This window comes from Streptomyces fungicidicus (genome assembly GCF_003665435.1).
GTDB classification, from domain to species: Bacteria; Actinomycetota; Actinomycetes; order Streptomycetales; family Streptomycetaceae; genus Streptomyces; species Streptomyces fungicidicus.
The window spans coordinates 1,383,018-1,401,105 of the sequence record NZ_CP023407.1; the positions used below are offsets into that span (position 1 = coordinate 1,383,018).

The window sequence follows — 18,088 nt, forward strand, 5'->3', positions numbered from 1 at the left end:
AGACACGGCGCCGGAGCGCCGGCCTCCGTAGCGGGCACCGCCCGTCAGCGGTGCCGGTGCCGTTCCTCCACGGCGACGGCCGCCGCCGCGACGGCCCCCAGCACGGGGACCGCCAGCGGCGGTGCGAACCAGGCGGACAGGGCCACGACGGCCGGCCCGCAGACGATCAGGAAGGACCCGGCGGGATCGAGCACGGTCCGCCGCCCGGCGTCCGCGAGCAGTGCCCGCCAGGTGGCGCCGGGCGTCCAGACGGCGGCCGCCCGCAGCAGGGCCACGGCGGCCCCGATCAGCGCGAGGACGCCGACGGCCCCGACGAGCGGCCCGCCGGGGAGCCCGGCACGGACGGCGAGGACGTCCACCCACACCGCGGCGGCCACCGCCCACCCGGCGAGCCCGGCGATCCAGCCGCCGCGCAGCGCCGTACCGAAGTCCCGGGCGAACTCCCGCAGCCCGCCGCCCTGGTGGGCGGTGCGCCGCCGCAGGTGCCGGGCGCCGGCGGCGAAGGCCGCGGGGTAGGTGACGACGCCGAGGCAGGCCACGGCGATCCACACGCCGGTGAGCAGGCACTCGGCGAAGACCGAGAAGCGTTCGCCGAACACGGACTCCCGGCGCCGGGTGCGCGCCTTCGCGTGTGCTTGCGCCATGGTGACCGCCTCAGCCCTTCAGTCCGGAGGTCGCCATGCCGTCGATCAGATGGCGCTGGAAGGCCATGAAGAAGGCGATGACCGGTACCAGCGCCACCAGCGACATCGCGATCATGCTGCCGTAGTTGGAGACGCCCTCCTGGTCGCGGAACATCATCAGGCCGAGCGAAACGGTGTACTTCTCGGGGGTGTTGAGGTAGATCAGCGGCCCCATGAAGTCGTTCCAGGCGTTGATGAAGGTGAAAATCGCGCTGGTGATGATCGCGGGCCGGCTCAGCGGCAGCACGATCGACCAGTAGGTGCGCAGGTGCCCGCAGCCGTCGAGCTTGGCGGCCTCGTCCAGCTCCCTGGGGAGCCCGCGCATGAACTGCACCATCAGGAAGACGAAGAACGCCTCCGTGGCCAGGAACTTCCCGGCGACGAGCGGCACCAGGGTGTCGGTGAGCTCGAGGTTGCGGAAGAGCACGTACTGCGGGATGAGCAGCACGTGGTAAGGCAGCAGCAGCGTGCCGATCATCAGGGTGAAGAGCAGGTTCCGCCCGGCGAACCGGATCTTGGCGAAGGCGTAGGCGGTCAGCGAGCTGGACAGCACGACACCGGCCACGGCGAGGACCGCGTACATCAGCGAGTTCCAGAAGAAGCTGCCCACGGAGATGCCGGAGATGCCGTCGGCGAGCCCCGAGAAGTTCGCCCAGACCGGCTTGGCGGGCAGCAGGTCGAGGCTGGCGATGATGTCCTTGCTCGGTTTGAACGAGGCGCCGACCACCCAGATCACGGGGTAGAGGACGACCGCGAGGACGGCGAGCGCGCCGACGTGCCAGGCGATCGACCCGGAGCGCCGCCGCTCGCTCGCGGTGGGCAGGGCAGGGCTGGTGGCACTGGTCACTTGGCGGCCTCCTCGTAGTGCACCCACTTCTTCTGCGACCAGAACAGGACCGCCGTGACGAGCGCCACCGCGACCACCAGCGTCCAGGCCATCGCCGAGGCGAAGCCCATCTGGGCCTCCTTGAAGCCCTTCTGGTACAGGTAACAGGTGTAGACGAGCGTGGCGTCGGCGGGCCCGCACCGGGTGTCGGAGACGACGTAGGCGGACCCGAACACCTGGAACGCGTGGATGGACTCCAGCAGCACGTTGAAGAAGAGCACCGGGGAGATCATCGGCAGCGTGATGTTCCAGAACCGCCGCAGCGGGCCGGCGCCGTCCACCTCGGCGGCCTCGTACAGCTCCTGCGGGACCTGCTTGAGGCCGGCCAGGAAGATGACCATGGGCGCGCCGAACTGCCAGATGCTCAGCGCCACCAGGGCGTAGATGACGTAGTCCGGGTTGCCGATCCAGCCGCCCACGTCGAGGCCGAAGATCTTCTGCGTACGGTCCACGACCGCGTCGTCGGAGAACAGCGCCCGCCACACGAAGCCGACGGAGACGCTGGCGCCGATGAGGGAGGGCATGTAGAACGCGGCCCGGTACAGGCCCTGTCCCCGCCGCTTCTGCGCGAGCAGCAGCGCGACGCCGAGCGCGAGCAGCAGCTTCAGGGGGGTCGCCACGACGACGTACTTGAGGGTGACCTCGACCGACTTCTGCCAGCGCGGGTCCTGGAACATCGTCGTGAAGTTGTCCAGACCGATCCACTGGGGCGGTGTGAACAGGTTGTAGCTGGTGAACGCGTAGTACAGCGACGCGATCATCGGTCCCGCCGTGAGCAGCAGGAATCCCGCGATCCACGGCGACATGAAGAGATAGCCGGCGAGATTCTCGCGGCGCCGCCCGCGCCGCCCGGCGGCGGGAGCGGCGGGCCGCTTCCCGGCCGGGCGCGCGGGCGCTTCCTTGACGAGGGTCATGGTGTCGGTACGTCCCCTCAGCCGGCGAACGCGGCCTTGGCCTCGCTGAACAGTGCCTTGGCGGCGTCGGCGGGCTTGGTCTTGCCCTGGGCGACCTCGCCGCCGATGCGCAGGAAGGCCGCCTCGATGACGTCGGCGCCGGACGGGTGCGGAGTGATCTTGCCGAGGACGCCGGCCGCGGCGACCTCCTCCTCGTAGGCCGCGACGCCCTTGTTGTTGTCGTCGGCGGGCTTGAACGCCTCGTACTGCTCGGTGGTGGCGAGGATGCCGCGGTCGTAGCCCATGATCTCGCCGACCTCGGGGTCGTGGACCATGAAGTCGATGAACTGGGCGACCTCCTTGGGGTGCTTGGTCCCCGAGAAGCCGCTGAGCATCAGCGAGCCGAGGTACTGGCCGGTGTCCTTGCCGTCCGTGGTGGGGATCGGGGCGAGCCCGTAGTCCGACTCGCCCTCACCCTCGTAGCGGATGGAGAAGTTGTCCCAGGTGAACTCGGACGCCGCGAGGCCGGCCGAGAGCGCGGACTTGGGCTTGACCTGCTCGACCTTCTTCGGGTCGGCGACCAGGCCGGACCGCACGCGCTTGTAGCCGTCCTCCCACCACTGCGTCAGATCGGCCTCGGTGAAGCCGAGGTCGGTGTCCGTGAAGAAGGCCTTGCCGTTCTGGCGCAGGTAGAGGTCGTAGAGGTACATGATGCTGAAGTAGCCGGTGTCGCCGGCGATCTTCTGCTTGTCCTGGATCTTCTGGAGCGCGTCGAAGTACTCGTCCCAGGTCCAGCCGAACTTCGGCTCGACACCGGCCTTCTCGAAGGCCTTCAGGTCGATGACGAGTGCCATGGTGTTGGCGCCCACGGGGACGGCGATCTGCTTGCCGTCGACCTGACCGTTCGCCAGGACGCCGTTGCGGAAGTTGTCCAGGCTCAGATTCCCGGCGTCCGCCTGCGTCTTGAGGTCCAGCAGAACACCGCGCTTGTCGTACTTCCGCAGGAAGCCGACCGCATTCTGGAAAACGTCCGGGGGATTCCCGCCGGAGGCCTGGGTCTGGAACTTCTCCCAGAACGCCTCGTAGTCGGTGAATTCCGGCTTGACCTTGATCTTCGGGAACTTCTTCTCGAAGAGCGCGATCGTCTTCTTGATGGCGATGGTGCGCGGCTCTCCGCCCCACCACGCGTAACGGATCGTCACCGTCCCGTCCCCCGAGCCGCTGTCGCCACCGCAGGCGGTGGCCGTCGCACCCAGTCCCACGACGGCCAGCGAGGCCCCCGCCGCTTTGAGGATCGTCCGCCTCTCCACATTCCCACCCTGCTGCATATGAGCCTCCCCAGCGACGTTCGCTTCCGCCTCATGAATCGTTTCAAGTAAGCGCTTGCTGGCACAAGTTACGGAGGGCCTACGGGCGCGTCAATGATTCGGACAGGAATTCATGGGCGGCCCCGTCCGCCGGCTGCGGCGGCGCCGTCGCCCGCCGGGCCGGGCGTGGCCACGAACGCCCAGGTGGCAGCCCCACGACCGATCAGTCGAACATTCGGGGGCCCACCGGACCGGCGGCGGGGGAAGGTCACGGTTGGATGAAGGCGAGCGGAACCGGAACGTCCCGGGCGACCGGGAAGGGGGCCCGTCGGCAGCGCCCTGCGTAGCCCCGGGGAGCCGTGCCCCCACGACAGAGCGGCCCGGCTCACTCCTGGTGAGCCGGGCCGCCTGATGATCCGGTGGGCGATACTGGGTTCGAACCAGTGACCTCTTCGGTGTGAACGAAGCGCTCTCCCACTGAGCTAATCGCCCGGACGCAGGAAGAACATTACCCCATGTCAGGGGGTGCCCGTGACCAGCGGGAGCAGGACCCTCCGGCTCCCGCGGCGGTTCACTGGTCCTCGATCTTCCAGGGCATCTGGAGGCCGAACTTCCAGAGGTAGACCCCGGCCAGCCCGGCGATGATCACCACGCCGATCGAGGTCAGGATGATGTTCCGCCGCCGCACCCGGGGGTCCAGGGCGCGCTGGGCCGCCTCGGTGACCTTGCGCTTGGTCCAGCGCAGCACCAGCTGGGCCCAGACGAACTCGGTCGCCCAGATCGCCATGCCGCCGAAGATCACGACCCAGCCGGGCCCGGGCAACACCAGCATCGCGGCACCCGCCGCCACGACCGCGAGGCCGACCACGAAGACGCCGACCTGCCAGCTGAGGTGCAGCGCGCGGCGCGCCTTGACGAACTCCGGCGCCCTCGACCCGAGCGCCCGCTCATCCCGGCTCTCGCTCTCTTCCACCATCACCCCGTGAGCCACCGCCGCGGCCTCGCCGGACCTGTTACTCCCCGTGTTCATACAGCCAAACACTACCCGAGCGAAACACATCACCGGAATGGGCGCACCTCTCGAACGATCTCTCGGCCGGAAGAGTTACCTAAACCCATGCAAAACACTCAGAGGGGTTTACAACGGCACCGTAGGTGGCATGTCGATTTCGCCGACGTGCGAATCCCCGAGCGCACACTGAGCGAAAGGCCCTGGCGCTTATGAACACCACGGTCAGCTGCGAGCTGCACCTGCGCCTCGTTGTGTCGAGCGAGTCCTCCCTGCCTGTCCCCGCAGGCCTGCGGTACGACACGGCCGACCCCTACGCCGTGCACGCCACCTTCCACACCGGAGCCGAGGAGACCGTCGAGTGGGTGTTCGCCCGCGACCTCCTCGCCGAAGGGCTTCACCGCCCCACGGGCACCGGCGACGTCCGCGTCTGGCCGTCGCGCAGCCACGGCCAGGGCGTCGTCTGCATCGCCCTGAGCTCGCCGGAGGGGGAAGCCCTGCTCGAGGCCCCGGCACGGGCTCTGGAGTCCTTCCTGAAGCGCACCGACGCCGCCGTGCCGCCCGGCACGGAACACCGGCACTTCGACCTCGACCAGGAGCTCTCGCACATCCTGGCGGAAAGCTAGGCGAGGCTCACGGAGCAGCCCGGCGCCGTCGACTCGGGGAGACGGCTCGGGCCAGTACAGCCGGATACGGGCAGCCGTACCCGGCCGGCACACGACGGCGCCGACGCCGCGGGTTTCCGCGGGCGGCGCCGTCGTGCTGGGTACCCGCCGGTCCGGGGAGCGGCGGCGGTCGTTCCGGCGTCCGGTGCGCAACCGTGTGCGAAGCGGGGAGGTGCGCGACACGCCGGAGCCACTACCATCGGCCAGCATCGGCGGGCACCCGCCCGACCCCCAGGCCAGGGAGCAAATCGTGCTGATCACCCACGACACCCGGTGCGCGCTCGACACCGTGGTGGATCTGGTGAACTCCGCGCCGGAGGACGACACGACACCGGAGGGACTGCCGGACGTCGCGGCCCTCCAGGAGTTCGTGCGTCAGCACCAGGTCAGCGAGGTCGGGGTGCTCACCGAATGGGACCTGGCCGCCGTGCGCAAGATCCGCGGCCGGTTCTCCGCGGTCTTCGCCTCCCCGGACGCCCACGCCGCCGCCGGGCTGATCAACGAGCTGATCGCGGCCGCCGGCACCACGCCCCGGCTCACCAACCACGACGGCTACGACTGGCATGTGCACTACTTCGCGCCGGGCGCCTCCGTGGCCGACCACCTGGCCGCCGACTGCGGGATGGCGCTGGCGTTCTTCGTGGTCGCCGGGGAGCAGGAGCGGCTGCGCCGCTGTGAGGCGCCCGACTGCCGGCACGCCTTCGTCGACCTGTCCCGCAACCGCTCGCGCCGCTACTGCGACAGCCGCACCTGCGGCAACCGCCTGCATGTCGCCGCGTACCGGGCGCGCCGCAAGGAGGCGGCGGGCTGACGGGCGAGGCGTCCTGTCCGATGCCGTGCCGACGCGGTCCCGACGGGTGACGCCGGGTACCGCGGGTACGGCTCACAGCCACAGCAGGTCGTGCAGGGCAGCCGTGAGCAGCAGACACCCGATCACCGCCAGGAAGATCATCAGCGGTGGCTGGGATAGGGCGAAGAGGCATCCACGCGGCTCGTCCTGCTGCGGCGCGGCATCGCTCTGTGTCGTGTCCAGCATCTCGCCGCGATGATGACGCATCGGGAGGCCCCGAAGCGATCAACACTCACGGAAAGCGTGCGAGTGAGCCGATTCCGCGATCTCCGGTTCGGGTTGTGATCATTTCCGGGCGCTCCGGGACCCCCTGTGACGCTTCCGCCGGTCACAGGGGGTGCGGCGGGGTCAGATGCCGTGCTTCTTGAGGATGGCCTCGATGTCGCTGAAGTCCTCGTCGCCCCGGGAGGCGGGGGCGGGACGGGCCGCCGGCCGCGCTCCCTGGCCGAGGGAGGGCGCGGAGGCGCCGGGGGCCACCGCCTCGGGCTGCGCTGCCGCCCGGGCGGCCTTGCGCTCCTTGCGGGTGCCGCCGCGCCGGCGCTCCACGGTGCGGGTGGTCGCGAACAGCAGCCACGCCAGCCCCAGCACTCCGAAGCCCGCCCACGCGGTCGGGCTGAACGCGGTGTCGGCCAGCCAGTCGACGACACCGGTCATCACCAGGCCGACGGGCACGAGCGAGTAGGCGGCGATACGGGCCGCCGCGAGGAAGCGTTTGCGGTAGGCCGTGACCACCGCGATGCCCAGGCCGGCCGCGGACACGGCTGAGCAGACGGTCTCGGCAATCATCCGGTCCTCCAGGCTGGGTACGGTCGCGTGGCACTTCGTCCCTTCCATCCTGCACCTGTGAGGGCCCGACGGGCCATGCTCCGGGCCGGACATCAGGGACTTCTCCGGGTCGGCGGTCCTCCGGAGGTCCCGGTGACCGGCGCCGCGGGCGCGCGCCCGGTCCGTCCGAGGTCCGATGCGGTGGTCCGGGGACCCGGCTGGGAGACTGTCGCCATGAGCGACTCCTCCCCCGCCCGCCCCGCCGTCCCCGTCCTCGACGTCTGGTGCGAGCTGCAGTGCCCGGACTGCCGCGGCGCCCTCGACGACCTCCGCGCCCTGCGGGCCCGCTACGGCGACCGCCTCGAGGTGCGGCTGCGGCACTTCCCGCTGGAGAAGCACAAGCACTCCTTCGCCGCCGCGCAGGCCGCCGAGGAGGCGCTAGAGCAGGGGCGGGGCTGGCCGTACGTGGAGGCCGTGCTGGGCAGGGTGGAGGAGCTGGACCGCGGCGGGGAGTCCTTCCTGGTCGAGGTCGCCCGGGAACTCGGTCTGGACGCCGAGGAGTTCGACACCGCGCTGATCGACGGACGGCACATCCTGATCGTCGACGCCGACCAGGCCGAGGGCAAGGCGATCGGGGTGACCGGCACCCCGACCTACGTCATCGGCGGTGAGCGCCTCGACGGCGGCAAGAGCCAGGAGGGGCTGCGCGAGCGCGTCGAGGAGATCGCGGACCGGCTGCTGGCCGAGGGCTGATCCCGGCGGGCGCCACCGGCCGTCCTGCCGTCACAGGAGCGGCTTGTAGAGCGTGTACTGCGTCGTGCCGTAGCCGAGCGAGTCGTAGAGCCGCTCGGCCGGGGTGTTGCCGGCGAACACGTTGAGGCCGATGACCCGCTTCCCCGCGGCGGCCGCCTGGGCCTCGGCGAGCAGCATGAGCGAACGTCCGTGTCCGCGGCCGCGGTGGGCGGCGTCGGCCTCGACGTCGAAGACGTAGGCCCCCTCGCCGCGCAGCGCCAGCCACAGGGTGCCCACGCGGGCTCCCCGGTGTTCGAGGACGCTGAACAGCATCCCCCCGGTGGCGCGGCCGTCGGGCAGCAGCACGGCGTCGTCGGAGGCCGCCTTGGCGCGTGCCTCGGCCTCCGGCACGCCGCGGCTGGTCCAGTCCCGTGCGTACTCCTCCTGCCCCTTGGCCCTCCAGGGCCCGAACTCGGCCTCGGTCATGGGGCGGGCCGCGCTGCCCTCCGGAAGCGCGGGCGGGACGGCCCCGAGGGTCTTCTCCATGTTCCGGTTGCGCAGGACGTAGCCGAGCGCCGTGGCGAGGCCGAGGGCTGAGCCGGGGGCGGCGGGGACGGCCGCCTCGATGCGGCGGCAGCCCCAGCCTCGCGCCACCTCCTCGGCGGCGAGCGCGGCCACCGTGCCCCGGCCGCGCCGGCGGTCGGGTTCCTCGATGCGCAGGCTCATGATGCGGGCCACGGCGTCGCCGAAGGCGGGATGCGTGCCGAGGTGTATCTCTCCGACGGGACGGCTGTTCACGCACACCAGGTAGCGGCGTGAGCGGGTCCCGTCGGAGTTCTGCTGAAGCGGCTCGGCCGGCCGCAGGGTCGTGGTCATCGAGGGTGTTCTACCCGTTGCCGCGCTTCCGGTCAGCCGAATTCCGGGTCCGTCACGGATCGAGGTCGGCCCCGGAGCGCTCGTCGAAGATCCGCATCGCCTTGGCGGTCACCGGGCCGGGGGCTCCGGGGAGTTCGCGGTCGTCGACCCGGTGCACGGCCTGGACGTCGCGCAGCGTGGAGGTGAGGAAGACCTCCTCGGCCCGCTCCAGCACGTCCAGCGGCAGATCGGTCTCCTTGGCGCCGGTCCACTCGACGACTAGGGCGCGGGTGATGCCGGCGAGGCAGCCGGAGGCGACCGGCGGGGTGTGGAGTTCGCCGTCGAGGACGACGAAGACGTTCGACCCGGTGCCCTCGCAGAGCTGTCCGACGGTGTTGCCGAACAGCGCCTCGGAGGCGCCCCGCTCACGGGCTCGGGCGAGGGCGACGACGTTCTCGGCGTACGAGGTGGTCTTCAGGCCGGTGAGCGCGCCCTTCTCGTTGCGCGCCCAGGGGACGGTGACGACGGCGGTGGAGTCGGGGCGGCGGGTGGTCTCGCCGAGGGCGGCCACGAGGGTCGGGCCGTGCTCGCCGCGGTCGGAGCCGAGCGGGCCGTGGCCGCCGGTGTAGGTGAGGCGCAGCCGGCCGAGCGGCACCGGGTTGGCCTCGAGGACCGCGGCGCAGGCGCGGCGGACCTCGTCGAGGTCGGGGTCGGGCAGCCCGAGGCCCCGGGCGGACCGGGTCAGCCGGTCGAGATGGCGGGTCAGCGCGAACGGCCGGCCGTCCACCGCCTTCACCGTCTCGAAGATGCCGTCGCCCACGGTCAGTCCGTGGTCGAAGACGGAGACGCGGGCGGACTCGGCGTCCTGCAGTCCGCCGTCGAGCCAGATCTTCACCTCTAGGTCCCTTCACTCACGTCGTACGTTCCCGACGCTACCGCGAGCAGCCGGGAGGCCTTCAGCTCGGTCTCCCGCCACTCCCCCTCGGGGTCGGAGCCCCAGGTGATCCCGGCGCCGGTGCCGAACCGCAGGACGGCGCCGCCCCCGGTCCGGTCGATCCAGAAGGTGCGGATGCCCACGGCCAGCACACCGGTGCCGCGGTCGGCGTCGACCCAGCCGAGACCGCCGCAGTACGGGCCGCGGGGCGCCGTCTCCAGCGCGTCGATGATCCGCAGGGCGCTCGACTTGGGCGCCCCGGTGACGGAGCCGGGCGGGAAGGCGGCGCCGAGCAGCCCGGGCCAGCCGGCGCCGTCCCGCAGCTCGCCCCGCACGGTCGACACGAGGTGGACCAGACCCGGGTGCTTCTCGACGGCGCACAGGTCGGGCACGGTCACCGTGCCGGTGGCGCAGACCCGTCCGATGTCGTTGCGGACCAGGTCGACGATCATGACGTTCTCCGCGTAGTCCTTCTCCAGCAGATCGGCCTCGGTGCGCCCGGTGCCCTTGATCGGCCCGGACTCCACGACCCGGCCGTCCCGGCGCAGGAAGAGCTCGGGGGACGCGGTGGCGATCTCCACCCCGTGCCCCGGCAGGCGAATCGTTCCGGCATAGGGCGCGGGATTGCCCCGGGCGAGCAGGGCGGTGAGGGCGTCCACGTCGGCGTCGGACGGCACGGGCGCGGACAGGACGCGGCAGAGGTTCGCCTGGTAGACCTCGCCGGCGGCTATGTGGCCGCGGATCCGGCGGACCGCCGCCGTGTACGCGCCGCGGTCGAGCGAGGACGTCCAGTCGCCGGCCCCCGGACCCCGCCAGGCCCCCGGCGCCGGGGCTGGCACCGCCTGCTCCCGGACGTCCCGGAAGCGGGCGCAGGTCAGCCGGCCCTCGTAGTCGGCGGCGACGGCCCAGAACCCCGTGGAGTCCAGGGCCGCGGGGTCGTCGGTGACGTCGAGGAGTCCGGTGGCGAGACGGTCGCCGAAGCGGGCGAGAGGCGGGAGGTCGGGCACGCCACGAGTCTATGGCGGGCGTGCTTCCGGCACCGTGGTCACGTCCCTGAGCAGGCGCAGCGCAGCACGCTGCACAAACGGGTTTTTGTGCTGGCCCCGGAATCCGCTAGAGTTCACTTCGTCGCCGGGACGCGCAAGCCGACCGAAACGACAGGCGGACGTAGCTCAGTTGGTAGAGCGCAACCTTGCCAAGGTTGAGGTCGCGAGTTCGAACCTCGTCGTCCGCTCGCAGGAAGAGGGGGCTTCCCGGCCCCTTGCACTCCTGGTGGAGTGGCCGAGAGGCGAGGCAACGGCCTGCAAAGCCGTCTACACGGGTTCAAATCCCGTCTCCACCTCCAAGGACGATTAGCTCAGCGGGAGAGCGCTTCCCTGACACGGAAGAGGTCACTGGTTCAATCCCAGTATCGTCCACTGGATCTTCGGATCCACCCCGCGCGATTAGCTCAGCGGGAGAGCGCTTCCCTGACACGGAAGAGGTCACTGGTTCAATCCCAGTATCGCGCACGCAGTGTCCATGATCCGCTCCACCGAGTGGCCGTGGTTCCCGAGGACGATTAGCTCAGCGGGAGAGCGCTTCCCTGACACGGAAGAGGTCACTGGTTCAATCCCAGTATCGTCCACACCACCCGAAGCCCCCGGTCCTGCGACCGGGGGCTTCGTCGTGTCTTCGTCAGCTGGAGAAGAGCATGCGGCCGAAGCTCTTCTGGCGGTGGTGCCCGTGGTGGCCGTGCGGGGCGCCCCAGGCGGGGGCCGGGGCGGCGGGGTAGGCCTGCGGGGCGGCGGGCGGCGGCGGAGCGGGCTGCGACCACTGGGCCTCCAGCCGGGTCAGCGACTCCAGCTCCCCGTAGTCGAGGAAGATGCCTCGGCACCCGCTGCACTGTTCGATCTGGACACCGTTGCGGTTGTAGGTGTGCATCGGGGCACGGCACTTCGGACACTGCATGATCGGTTCAACTCCTCGCCGGTGGTTCCTGCTTCGCGTATCGCCAGGACAGACTCTGTCCGGCTGCGGGTCGGTTGCACCCTACTTCGCGGAAGTTCGCCTCAACTCGACGGGTCGGCCGCGCAGTCGGAGCCGATGCGGGCGCAGGCGTCGACCAGTGACCGCTCCACCTCGTCGAGCGGCCGGCCCGCGGCGACCGCCTTGGTGACGGCGCGGGCGGCGGTCTGCGCGGTGAGCGCGCGGGCGGGGACGTCCAGTGCGGCCCACGGATCCCCGTCGGCCGGTACGGCCGGCCCGCCGGCCGCGCGGTAGGCGGCCAGGAAACGGAGCCACTCCTCGGACGTGAGCAGTCCGCAGGCGTACCAGGCGGCCGGGCGGGCCAGGTCCCAGGCCGGTACGCCGGTGCCGAGGTCGTCGACGTCGATCAGCAGCCAGGGCCCGTGGGGCGCGGGGTGGCGTACGAGCTGGCCGAGGTGGAGGTCGCCGTGGCAGAGGGTGGTGGTGTCCGGCATGGGTTCCTCACCGCGGGCCCACGGCGGAAGGGTGGCCCACGCCCGCAGTACCGGCTCGGTGCCGGGATGGCCGGGGGCGGTGGCACGGAGGCGCGCTACGGCGAGGGCGGCCTTGGCGGGGCCGCGCATGGGGGGTACGGCGGTGGGGGGCGGTGTGCGGTGCAGCCGGGCGAGGAGGGTGGCCGCGGCCTCCCAGGGCGCGGCGTCCGGGTCCTCGGGGTCCACGGGGGTGCCGTACGGCCAGAGGGTGACGAGCCGTCCCTGCACCGCCACGGGCGTGGGGGCGAGCGGGGGGAGGAGGATGCCGGGGAGGTGGGCGGCGGCGGTGACGCGGGGGGCGAGGTCCGCGGGGGTGATGTCCGGGGCGTGGGCCTTGGCGACGGTGCCCGCGTGGCGGAGGACGGTGGTGTCGTGCCGGTGGGTGAGGGTGGCTGCGGGGCAGGGGCAGGGGCCGGCGGGGGTGCGGCGGGGTGTGCCGGGGTGGGCCGTCGCCGTGACGTGGGCGGTCAGGGCGGGGAGGAGGTCCGGGGTCACGGGGGTGAGGGTATCCGGGCGGGGCCCTGCGGGCGGCGGGGGCCGGGTTTACGCGGTCCGGCGTTGCGAGGGTGCGCCGTGTCGGTGCGGGGCGGGGGTGGGTCTGCGCAGCCCGGCGCCAGCGGGGTGCCGTCGCGCCCACCCGTGCCGCCCCAGCGGCACGACTGCCCGCGGAGTGCGGTGCGACTGCCCGCGGAGTGCGGTGCGACTGCCCGCGGAGTGCGGTGCGGAGGGCCGCGGAGTGCGGTGCGGAGGGCCGCGCGGAGGGCGGACGGCGACTGTCCTCGGCGCGCGGAGGGCGGGGGTGCGGCGCGCGGAGGGCCGGCGGAGTGGCTGCCAGTGGGGGGCGGAGGGCGGGCGGAGTGGCTGCCAGTGGGGCGCGGAGTGCGGGCTGACTGGCCGCGAAGGGCGGCGGGTGGCGCCGGGAGGGCGGGGGTGCTGGCTGTGGTGGGTGGAGTGGCTGCCAGCACCGGGGTTCGCAGAGGGCGGGGGTGCTGGTTGTGGTGGGCGGAGTGACTGCCGGTGCCGGGGGCGGCGGGTGGTCGGCGACGGCGGGAGGGCTGACTGGCCGCGGAGGGCGGGGGTGCTGGTTGTGGTGGGTGGAGTGGCTGCCGGTGGCGGGGGCGGCGGGTGGTCGGCGACGGCGCGGAGGGGACGGGGCGGGGGTGGCCGCCCGCAGTGGCTGGCGCGTCCGCGCCCCGCACCCCTTGCAGCGCGCGTGATCCGCGCCAGTCCGAGGACGGCCACCCCCGGCCCGGCCCCGCACCACCCACCGGCACAAAGCAATGCCGGCGCAGCTCCCCAGCTGCGCCGGCATTCTGCCGTCCGCCGCACCCCCGTCCCCACGGGGTTTCATGGGTGGATGTCCCCGCCCGGACCGCTCTTCCGGGCCTGGGGTCGCTGGTTCAGCGCCCCAGCATCTCTCCCACGGACGACGCCTGTGTGGCCACCGTCTCCCACCCGTCGAAGACGAGGAGGAGCAGGACCGCCAGGGGCAGGGCCATCAGCGTCGCCACCAGCGGATGGCGACGCCCCTCGCCGCTCTCCCGCGTGCGGATCATCGTCCGCGGTGCCGTGTACGCCATGGTCCCTCTCCTGGCCGTTTCTGTTGTGTTGACAGCGGCGGGCGTCTGACCTCGGGGGACGAGTACTGCACCCGCCGCTTGACCTCCAATTTATGGGCCCGGCGCTCCCCCGACGTCATGCCCTCGTACCGAATGCCGGGCCTCCCGGAGGATGAGCCCTCCCCCACGGTGTACTCCTCAGGGTGGAGAAGTCCTACTGCGCCTCAGGGACATCCCCGAAGGGCCGCCCGCTCTGCCCCGCTTTCTCCGAGCCGTCCTCCCGCGGCACCGGCTGTTCCACCAGCGCGAGCACCCTGTTCGCCATGAACCGGGCGGTCCGCACGACGGCCCCGGTTCGGGTGACTTCGCTCACCTCGACCACCCCCCGCCGCACCGCCGTCTCCACCCTGCGCCCCGCCCTGCTCGCCACCACCTCGTACGTGCGCGTCGTGTCCCCGGCGTCCACGACGATCTCCACACGGTCACCCTTCATGCGATCAATCCCCCTTCGCTGTCGGGTGGTTGGGATAGGCTCCCGCGCGAACCCGGCCCGTCCGCGCGCCCCCTGACCACTCTTCAAGTGTCCCACCCAGCACTGACAATCCATCGATCCGCGAGGGCGCGGCCTCTGCGCACGGGCGGCCGTGGAAACGTAAGCTGTGGCACGTCACAGGACCGGGCAGCGGGGATGAACATGGCGATGATGCGCCTGAGGCGCGAGGACCCGCGCGTCGTCGGCTCTTTCAGGCTCCACCGACGGCTCGGCGCGGGCGGTATGGGCGTGGTCTACCTGGGCTCCGACAAGAAGGGGCAGCGGGTCGCGCTGAAGGTCATCCGCCCCGACCTGGCGGAGGACCAGGAGTTCCGCTCGCGGTTCGCCCGCGAGGTCTCCGCGGCCCGGCGCATCCGCGGCGGCTGCACGGCCCGGCTGGTGGCCGCCGACCTCGACGCGGACCGTCCGTGGTTCGCCACGCAGTACGTGCCGGGACCGTCGCTGCACGACAAGGTCGCCGGCGAGGGACCGCTCGGCGCGGCCGAGCTCGCCGCCGTCGGCGCGGCCCTGTCCGAGGGCCTGGTCGCCGTGCACGAGGCCGGTGTCGTGCACCGGGACCTCAAGCCGTCCAACATCCTGCTGTCCCCGAAGGGGCCGCGGATCATCGACTTCGGCATCGCCTGGGCGACCGGCGCCTCCACGCTCACGCACGTCGGCACGGCGGTCGGCTCACCCGGATTCCTCGCCCCCGAGCAGGTGCGCGGCGCGGCCGTCACGCCCGCCACGGACGTGTTCTCGCTGGGCGCCACGCTCGCGTACGCGTCGATGGGCGACTCCCCCTTCGGGCACGGCAGTTCCGAGGTGATGCTGTACCGCGTGGTGCACGAGGAGGCACAGCTGCACGGCGTCCCGGACGCCCTGGCCCCGCTCGTCCGCGCGTGCCTCGCGAAGAATCCCGAGGAGCGGCCCAGCACGCTCCAACTGTCGATGCGGCTCAAGGAGATCGCCGCGCGGGAGGCCCAGGGCCTGACCGACGTCCGCCCGCCGGCCCCGCGCGGCGCCGAGACGGAGCAGCCCACCGGGCGTCTCGCGGACACCTACCCGGACGGCGCGCAGCGGCGCAGGCAGGGGGACCCGGGAGGCAACGGCACTCCCCCACCGCGCGGCGGACGCGGCACCGCGCCCAAGGCCAACGGCCCCACCCCCCGCCGCGGCAACCGGAGCGTCCCCGCGTCGCGCGGCGGCTCCCGCAACAGCGGGTCCCGCAACAACGCCTCCCGCCGCGGCGGCCCCCGCGACACCTCCTCGCGTTCCGGCACGCCGTCCCGCCCCGGCACACCACGCCCCACACCGGCCTCACGGAACTCCACGCGCTCCGGCACAGGCGCCCGCCGCACGGGTCCCCGCACCACCGGGACCGGTCTGCGCCCCGCCAACCCAAGACTGCTCAGGCAGCGCCTCTTCGTGTTCGTCGTGGTGACGCTCCTGGTGGCGATCGGCATCGCCCTGGTCCAGGCCTGCCAGGGCCCGTCGTAACTCCTCGGCCGTCAGTGCCCCCTCTCCCTCCCCTTCTTCTCCCCCCACTCCCGGCTACGGGCGCATCCGCCGGCGTGCGCGTCCCGCCACCCAGCGGAACATCAGCAGGGCGAGGACCCAGCACGCGGCGACGCGGCCCAGTGGATCCGCCGCCTCCGGGATCCCGGCCGGAAGGGGCGCGGCGAGCAGCACGGTGACTCCCGCGACCCCGGTCATCGGACCGACGGCGTACCACAGCATCGCCAGGATCGGGCCGGCGTCGGCGAGCAGCGGACCGCCGTACAGCACCCATACGGGCACGGGCGACCGGTACGCGCTCAGCAGCCCCGCGGCGACCAGCACCGGCGCGGCGGCAGGCACCACCAGCAGTGCGGTGGCGCCGGCCGACAGCGCGGCCGGCACGGACCCCAGGCATCCCGCGGCCACCAGCACGAGGAGGGGCACGAGCGCGTGCTCGAGCGCGAGGCGCTCGTAGGGCCGCGGAGACCAGGCCGTGCGCCGTACGTCGTCGGCGTCCAGCCTGGCCGGCTCCAGCAGCTGTGACCCCGCGAAGTAGCCGAGCAGCGCGGCCGCCGCGGCGGCGAGGTACGTCGTCCCACCCGTCCCGCCCCCGGCCGCAGCACCCGCGGCCGCACCGGCCGGCACGAGCAGCAGGACCATCAGTCCGAGCCGTCTGGGCGCCATGACCAGGCCCACCGCGTCACGCCAGGCGACCAGCAGACCGGGAGAACGCGGCGGGGACAGCCGGGCGGCCCACCGTTCGAGGCGGCCACGGCCCCGGACCTCCAGGCCGCCGGTCATGGACAGCCGGACCGATCGCAGGTCCACGGCGAGGATGCCGGCCAGCACCCCGCCCGACGCCCTGGCCCGCGACCGCAGCACCGCGAGGGGCACCTCGCCGACCGCTTTCCCGGCGTGCACCAGGGCGGCCGCGGTGGCCGCCCCCAGCAGGCCGAGGGCCAGCGGCCACAGCGGGGCGGTCCCGCCCGCGGCGGCCAGGACGGGCTGCGCCGCCCAGCCCCACGGTCCGGACCACAGCTCCACCGTCTCCAGCGCCTTCGACCGGTGCCCCCGCGCCGCGGCCGCCACCTGCACGGCGCAGAGCAGAACGGCGAGCAGCAGCACCGGGGTGGCCCGGTGGAGCCGGTCGGCGGCCTTCCGGGACCGTTCCACCACTGTGGCCCCGGCCACGGCCAGCAGGGCGACGCAGACAGCGGGGCCCAGGAAGGCGGGGGCCAGCAGGCCGATCCGGCCGAGGCCGGCCGCCGCGACGAGCAGCGCGCCCACGAAGCCAAGCAGCAGTGCGGCGAGCGCCCAGATCCCCGCGGACAGGGCGAACCAGGGCAGCAGCACCGGACGGCGCCGGACGGGCAGCGCGAGCAGCCAGTCGACGTCCGGCCGCGGCAGGATCACCGGCCCCCGCCACAACGCGTCGCGGACCGTGAGGAAGAATCCCGCGAGGGCCGCGAGGACCAGACCGGACGGCAGCGTCCGGGCGATGGCTCCGGCACTGTCCGCCAGCGGACTGCGATGGCCGATCTCATGGAAGAGACCGATGGCGAACAGGCCGTACCAGCCGAGCAGCAGGACCAGCGCGACGTACGACACATAGGCGAACCGGCGGACCCGGCCGGCGCCGCGGCGGGCCCGCAGCCAGCGCGTCGTCTCCGCCGTCCGGTCCACGACGTCGCCTCGCCCCGCCTCCGCGGCTTCGCCGGCCTCCGTCCCCAGAGCGGTACCGCTCACTCGCCCGGCTCCTTCAGGACCTCGTCCGGGCTGCCGTCCGCGACCACGGCACCGTCCTCCAGAACGATCACACGCTGGGCGACCCGCGCCAGCTCGGGCTGGTGCGTGGCGAACAGCACCGCCACGCCCGTGCCGCCCTCGGCCCGCAGCACGTCCGCGAGACGCCCGCGCGCGCGGGGATCGAGCCGTTGCTCGGGTTCGTCGAGGACCAGCAGGTCACGGGGGCGCAGCAGAGCCGCCGCGAGCAGCATCGCCTGGAGCTGCCCGGAGGACAGCGCACTGGGCAGTGAGTCCGCGTGACCGTTCAGCCGCTGCTCGCTCAGGAGCGCGTCGATCCGTTCCGCGGGCACCCGGTGGGCCACGGCGACCAGTTCGAGGTGCTGGCGCACCGTCAGGTCGGGGTAGCAGCCGAGGGCGTCACCGACGACCGCCACCCGGGCGCGTACCCGCACGTCGTCCTCCGTCATCGGCTCGCCGTCGAAGTGGACCTCGCCGGTGGTGGGCCGGTCCCGGCCGCAGGCGATGCGCAGCAGGGTCGACTTCCCCGAGCCGTTGGGTCCCAGCAGCGCCACGCACTCGCCCGCAGCGACTTCGAGGTCGATGGCTCTCAGCGCCTCACGCTCGCCGAAGGTGCGGCTCACACCCGTTACTGTCAGCAGGGCTGCTCGCACCCT

The 18,088-nt window shown here is 72.7% G+C and carries 20 protein-coding genes and 6 tRNA genes; 9 read left to right on the plus strand and 17 right to left on the minus strand.

Translation table 11 applies throughout. The features are described from left to right. Positions 1-44: 44 nt before the first annotated feature. The 6 genes from CNQ36_RS06255 to CNQ36_RS06280 all read right to left on the minus strand — a co-directional run bounded on the left by CNQ36_RS06255 (position 45) and on the right by CNQ36_RS06280 (position 4,799). Positions 45-644, minus strand: coding sequence for a hypothetical protein (locus CNQ36_RS06255; protein ID WP_121545257.1), 600 nt, complete (start codon positions 642-644; stop codon positions 45-47). A gap of 10 nt (positions 645-654) precedes the next feature. Continuing rightward, on the minus strand, positions 655-1,530 hold the full coding sequence (locus CNQ36_RS06260; RefSeq protein WP_040907671.1) for a carbohydrate ABC transporter permease: 876 nt from the start codon (positions 1,528-1,530) through the stop codon (positions 655-657). Further along, a complete protein-coding gene (locus CNQ36_RS06265) occupies positions 1,527-2,483 on the minus strand; it encodes a carbohydrate ABC transporter permease (RefSeq protein WP_040907670.1) in 957 nt (318 codons plus the stop codon). The genes CNQ36_RS06260 and CNQ36_RS06265 overlap by 4 nt, the downstream gene beginning before the upstream one ends. Before the next feature lie 17 nt (positions 2,484-2,500). After that, entirely contained in the window at positions 2,501-3,790 is a 1,290-nt protein-coding gene (locus CNQ36_RS06270; protein WP_121545258.1) for an ABC transporter substrate-binding protein, read from the minus strand. 399 nt (positions 3,791-4,189) lie between these two features. Continuing rightward, positions 4,190-4,261: transfer RNA gene (locus CNQ36_RS06275), tRNA-Val, on the minus strand. Between the two features lie 79 nt (positions 4,262-4,340). After that, complete coding sequence (locus CNQ36_RS06280; RefSeq protein ID WP_121545259.1) at positions 4,341-4,799, minus strand: TIGR02611 family protein; 459 nt, start codon at positions 4,797-4,799, stop codon at positions 4,341-4,343. A gap of 191 nt (positions 4,800-4,990) precedes the next feature. Between CNQ36_RS06280 and CNQ36_RS06285 the strand changes: the two genes are divergently transcribed. Then, positions 4,991-5,404: an SsgA family sporulation/cell division regulator gene (locus CNQ36_RS06285; protein ID WP_004002642.1), complete on the plus strand. Its 414-nt coding sequence runs from the start codon at positions 4,991-4,993 to the stop codon at positions 5,402-5,404. A 289-nt stretch (positions 5,405-5,693) separates the two neighbouring features. After that, complete coding sequence (locus CNQ36_RS06290) at positions 5,694-6,254, plus strand: CGNR zinc finger domain-containing protein (protein ID WP_004933802.1); 561 nt, start codon at positions 5,694-5,696, stop codon at positions 6,252-6,254. Between the two features lie 72 nt (positions 6,255-6,326). On the opposite strand, the gene CNQ36_RS34605 is transcribed toward CNQ36_RS06290, so the two are convergent. Together CNQ36_RS34605 and CNQ36_RS06295 are read right to left on the minus strand one after the other, a co-directional pair. Next, complete coding sequence (locus CNQ36_RS34605) at positions 6,327-6,479, minus strand: hypothetical protein (RefSeq protein WP_019523797.1); 153 nt, start codon at positions 6,477-6,479, stop codon at positions 6,327-6,329. Positions 6,480-6,641: 162 nt separating this feature from the next. Further along, positions 6,642-7,079, minus strand: coding sequence for a hypothetical protein (locus tag CNQ36_RS06295; protein ID WP_121548380.1), 438 nt, complete (start codon positions 7,077-7,079; stop codon positions 6,642-6,644). Positions 7,080-7,292: 213 nt separating this feature from the next. On the opposite strand from CNQ36_RS06295, the gene CNQ36_RS06300 reads away from it, so the two are divergent. Beyond that, a complete protein-coding gene (locus CNQ36_RS06300; RefSeq protein ID WP_106429160.1) occupies positions 7,293-7,811 on the plus strand; it encodes a DsbA family protein in 519 nt (172 codons plus the stop codon). A gap of 30 nt (positions 7,812-7,841) precedes the next feature. Here the strand turns inward: CNQ36_RS06300 and CNQ36_RS06305 are convergent, their stop codons facing one another. Genes CNQ36_RS06305 through CNQ36_RS06315 form a run of 3 tightly spaced genes read right to left on the minus strand, consistent with a single transcriptional unit; the run spans position 7,842 to position 10,586 of the window. Continuing rightward, positions 7,842-8,666: a GNAT family N-acetyltransferase gene (locus tag CNQ36_RS06305; RefSeq protein WP_004933795.1), complete on the minus strand. Its 825-nt coding sequence runs from the start codon at positions 8,664-8,666 to the stop codon at positions 7,842-7,844. Positions 8,667-8,718: 52 nt separating this feature from the next. Beyond that, on the minus strand, positions 8,719-9,540 hold the full coding sequence (locus CNQ36_RS06310; RefSeq protein ID WP_121545260.1) for an aminotransferase class IV: 822 nt from the start codon (positions 9,538-9,540) through the stop codon (positions 8,719-8,721). A gap of 2 nt (positions 9,541-9,542) precedes the next feature. Further along, positions 9,543-10,586, minus strand: coding sequence for a chorismate-binding protein (locus CNQ36_RS06315; protein ID WP_004933788.1), 1,044 nt, complete (start codon positions 10,584-10,586; stop codon positions 9,543-9,545). 154 nt (positions 10,587-10,740) lie between these two features. Between CNQ36_RS06315 and CNQ36_RS06320 the strand changes: the two genes are divergently transcribed. From CNQ36_RS06320 to CNQ36_RS06340, 5 genes are all read left to right on the plus strand, one after another. Further along, a tRNA-Gly gene (locus CNQ36_RS06320) sits at positions 10,741-10,813 on the plus strand. A gap of 37 nt (positions 10,814-10,850) precedes the next feature. Continuing rightward, positions 10,851-10,924 (plus strand) — tRNA-Cys (locus CNQ36_RS06325). Between the two features lies 1 nt (position 10,925). Continuing rightward, positions 10,926-10,997 (plus strand) — tRNA-Val (locus CNQ36_RS06330). A gap of 21 nt (positions 10,998-11,018) precedes the next feature. Continuing rightward, positions 11,019-11,090: transfer RNA gene (locus tag CNQ36_RS06335), tRNA-Val, on the plus strand. Positions 11,091-11,134: 44 nt separating this feature from the next. After that, positions 11,135-11,206 (plus strand) — tRNA-Val (locus tag CNQ36_RS06340). Between the two features lie 50 nt (positions 11,207-11,256). Here the strand turns inward: CNQ36_RS06340 and CNQ36_RS06345 are convergent. The 4 genes from CNQ36_RS06345 to CNQ36_RS06360 form a co-directional block, all read right to left on the minus strand. Continuing rightward, entirely contained in the window at positions 11,257-11,529 is a 273-nt protein-coding gene (locus CNQ36_RS06345) for a TFIIB-type zinc ribbon-containing protein (protein ID WP_084828263.1), read from the minus strand. A 101-nt stretch (positions 11,530-11,630) separates the two neighbouring features. Beyond that, positions 11,631-12,575 carry a phosphotransferase family protein gene (locus CNQ36_RS06350; RefSeq protein WP_121545261.1) on the minus strand — a complete coding sequence of 315 codons (945 nt, stop codon included), beginning with the start codon at positions 12,573-12,575 and terminating at the stop codon, positions 11,631-11,633. A 905-nt stretch (positions 12,576-13,480) separates the two neighbouring features. After that, positions 13,481-13,660 (minus strand): hypothetical protein, encoded by a 180-nt coding sequence (locus tag CNQ36_RS06355; protein WP_040907664.1) that lies wholly within the window; start codon positions 13,658-13,660, stop codon positions 13,481-13,483. Positions 13,661-13,853: 193 nt separating this feature from the next. Further along, positions 13,854-14,132 carry a hypothetical protein gene (locus CNQ36_RS06360; protein WP_004933783.1) on the minus strand — a complete coding sequence of 93 codons (279 nt, stop codon included), beginning with the start codon at positions 14,130-14,132 and terminating at the stop codon, positions 13,854-13,856. Positions 14,133-14,327: 195 nt separating this feature from the next. Between CNQ36_RS06360 and CNQ36_RS06365 the strand changes: the two genes are divergently transcribed. Continuing rightward, on the plus strand, positions 14,328-15,668 hold the full coding sequence (locus CNQ36_RS06365) for a serine/threonine-protein kinase (protein WP_121545262.1): 1,341 nt from the start codon (positions 14,328-14,330) through the stop codon (positions 15,666-15,668). A gap of 54 nt (positions 15,669-15,722) precedes the next feature. Here the strand turns inward: CNQ36_RS06365 and CNQ36_RS06370 are convergent, their stop codons facing one another. Both CNQ36_RS06370 and CNQ36_RS06375 read right to left on the minus strand, forming a co-directional pair. Continuing rightward, a complete protein-coding gene (locus CNQ36_RS06370; RefSeq protein WP_121545263.1) occupies positions 15,723-17,414 on the minus strand; it encodes a hypothetical protein in 1,692 nt (563 codons plus the stop codon). Then, positions 17,411-18,085, minus strand: a complete 675-nt coding sequence (locus tag CNQ36_RS06375) for an ATP-binding cassette domain-containing protein (RefSeq protein WP_004933777.1) — start codon at positions 18,083-18,085, stop codon at positions 17,411-17,413. The genes CNQ36_RS06370 and CNQ36_RS06375 overlap by 4 nt, the downstream gene beginning before the upstream one ends. Positions 18,086-18,088: the final 3 nt, after the last annotated feature.

What these genes read in the sequence shown, in the direction of transcription:
- CNQ36_RS06295 (WP_121548380.1), bottom strand. Translation starts at nt 7,079, where the DNA reads ATGATTGCCGAGACCGTCTGCTCAGCCGTGTCCGCGGCCGGCCTGGGC.
- CNQ36_RS06300 (WP_106429160.1), top strand. Translation starts at nt 7,293, where the DNA reads ATGAGCGACTCCTCCCCCGCCCGCCCCGCCGTCCCCGTCCTCGACGTC.
- CNQ36_RS06355 (WP_040907664.1), bottom strand. Translation starts at nt 13,660, where the DNA reads ATGGCGTACACGGCACCGCGGACGATGATCCGCACGCGGGAGAGCGGC.
- CNQ36_RS06365 (WP_121545262.1), top strand. Translation starts at nt 14,328, where the DNA reads ATGAACATGGCGATGATGCGCCTGAGGCGCGAGGACCCGCGCGTCGTC.
- CNQ36_RS06265 (WP_040907670.1), bottom strand. Translation starts at nt 2,483, where the DNA reads ATGACCCTCGTCAAGGAAGCGCCCGCGCGCCCGGCCGGGAAGCGGCCC.
- CNQ36_RS06270 (WP_121545258.1), bottom strand. Translation starts at nt 3,790, where the DNA reads ATGCAGCAGGGTGGGAATGTGGAGAGGCGGACGATCCTCAAAGCGGCG.
- CNQ36_RS06285 (WP_004002642.1), top strand. Translation starts at nt 4,991, where the DNA reads ATGAACACCACGGTCAGCTGCGAGCTGCACCTGCGCCTCGTTGTGTCG.
- CNQ36_RS06345 (WP_084828263.1), bottom strand. Translation starts at nt 11,529, where the DNA reads ATGCAGTGTCCGAAGTGCCGTGCCCCGATGCACACCTACAACCGCAAC.
- CNQ36_RS06305 (WP_004933795.1), bottom strand. Translation starts at nt 8,666, where the DNA reads ATGACCACGACCCTGCGGCCGGCCGAGCCGCTTCAGCAGAACTCCGAC.
- CNQ36_RS06255 (WP_121545257.1), bottom strand. Translation starts at nt 644, where the DNA reads ATGGCGCAAGCACACGCGAAGGCGCGCACCCGGCGCCGGGAGTCCGTG.
- CNQ36_RS34605 (WP_019523797.1), bottom strand. Translation starts at nt 6,479, where the DNA reads ATGCTGGACACGACACAGAGCGATGCCGCGCCGCAGCAGGACGAGCCG.
- CNQ36_RS06360 (WP_004933783.1), bottom strand. Translation starts at nt 14,132, where the DNA reads ATGAAGGGTGACCGTGTGGAGATCGTCGTGGACGCCGGGGACACGACG.
- CNQ36_RS06280 (WP_121545259.1), bottom strand. Translation starts at nt 4,799, where the DNA reads ATGAACACGGGGAGTAACAGGTCCGGCGAGGCCGCGGCGGTGGCTCAC.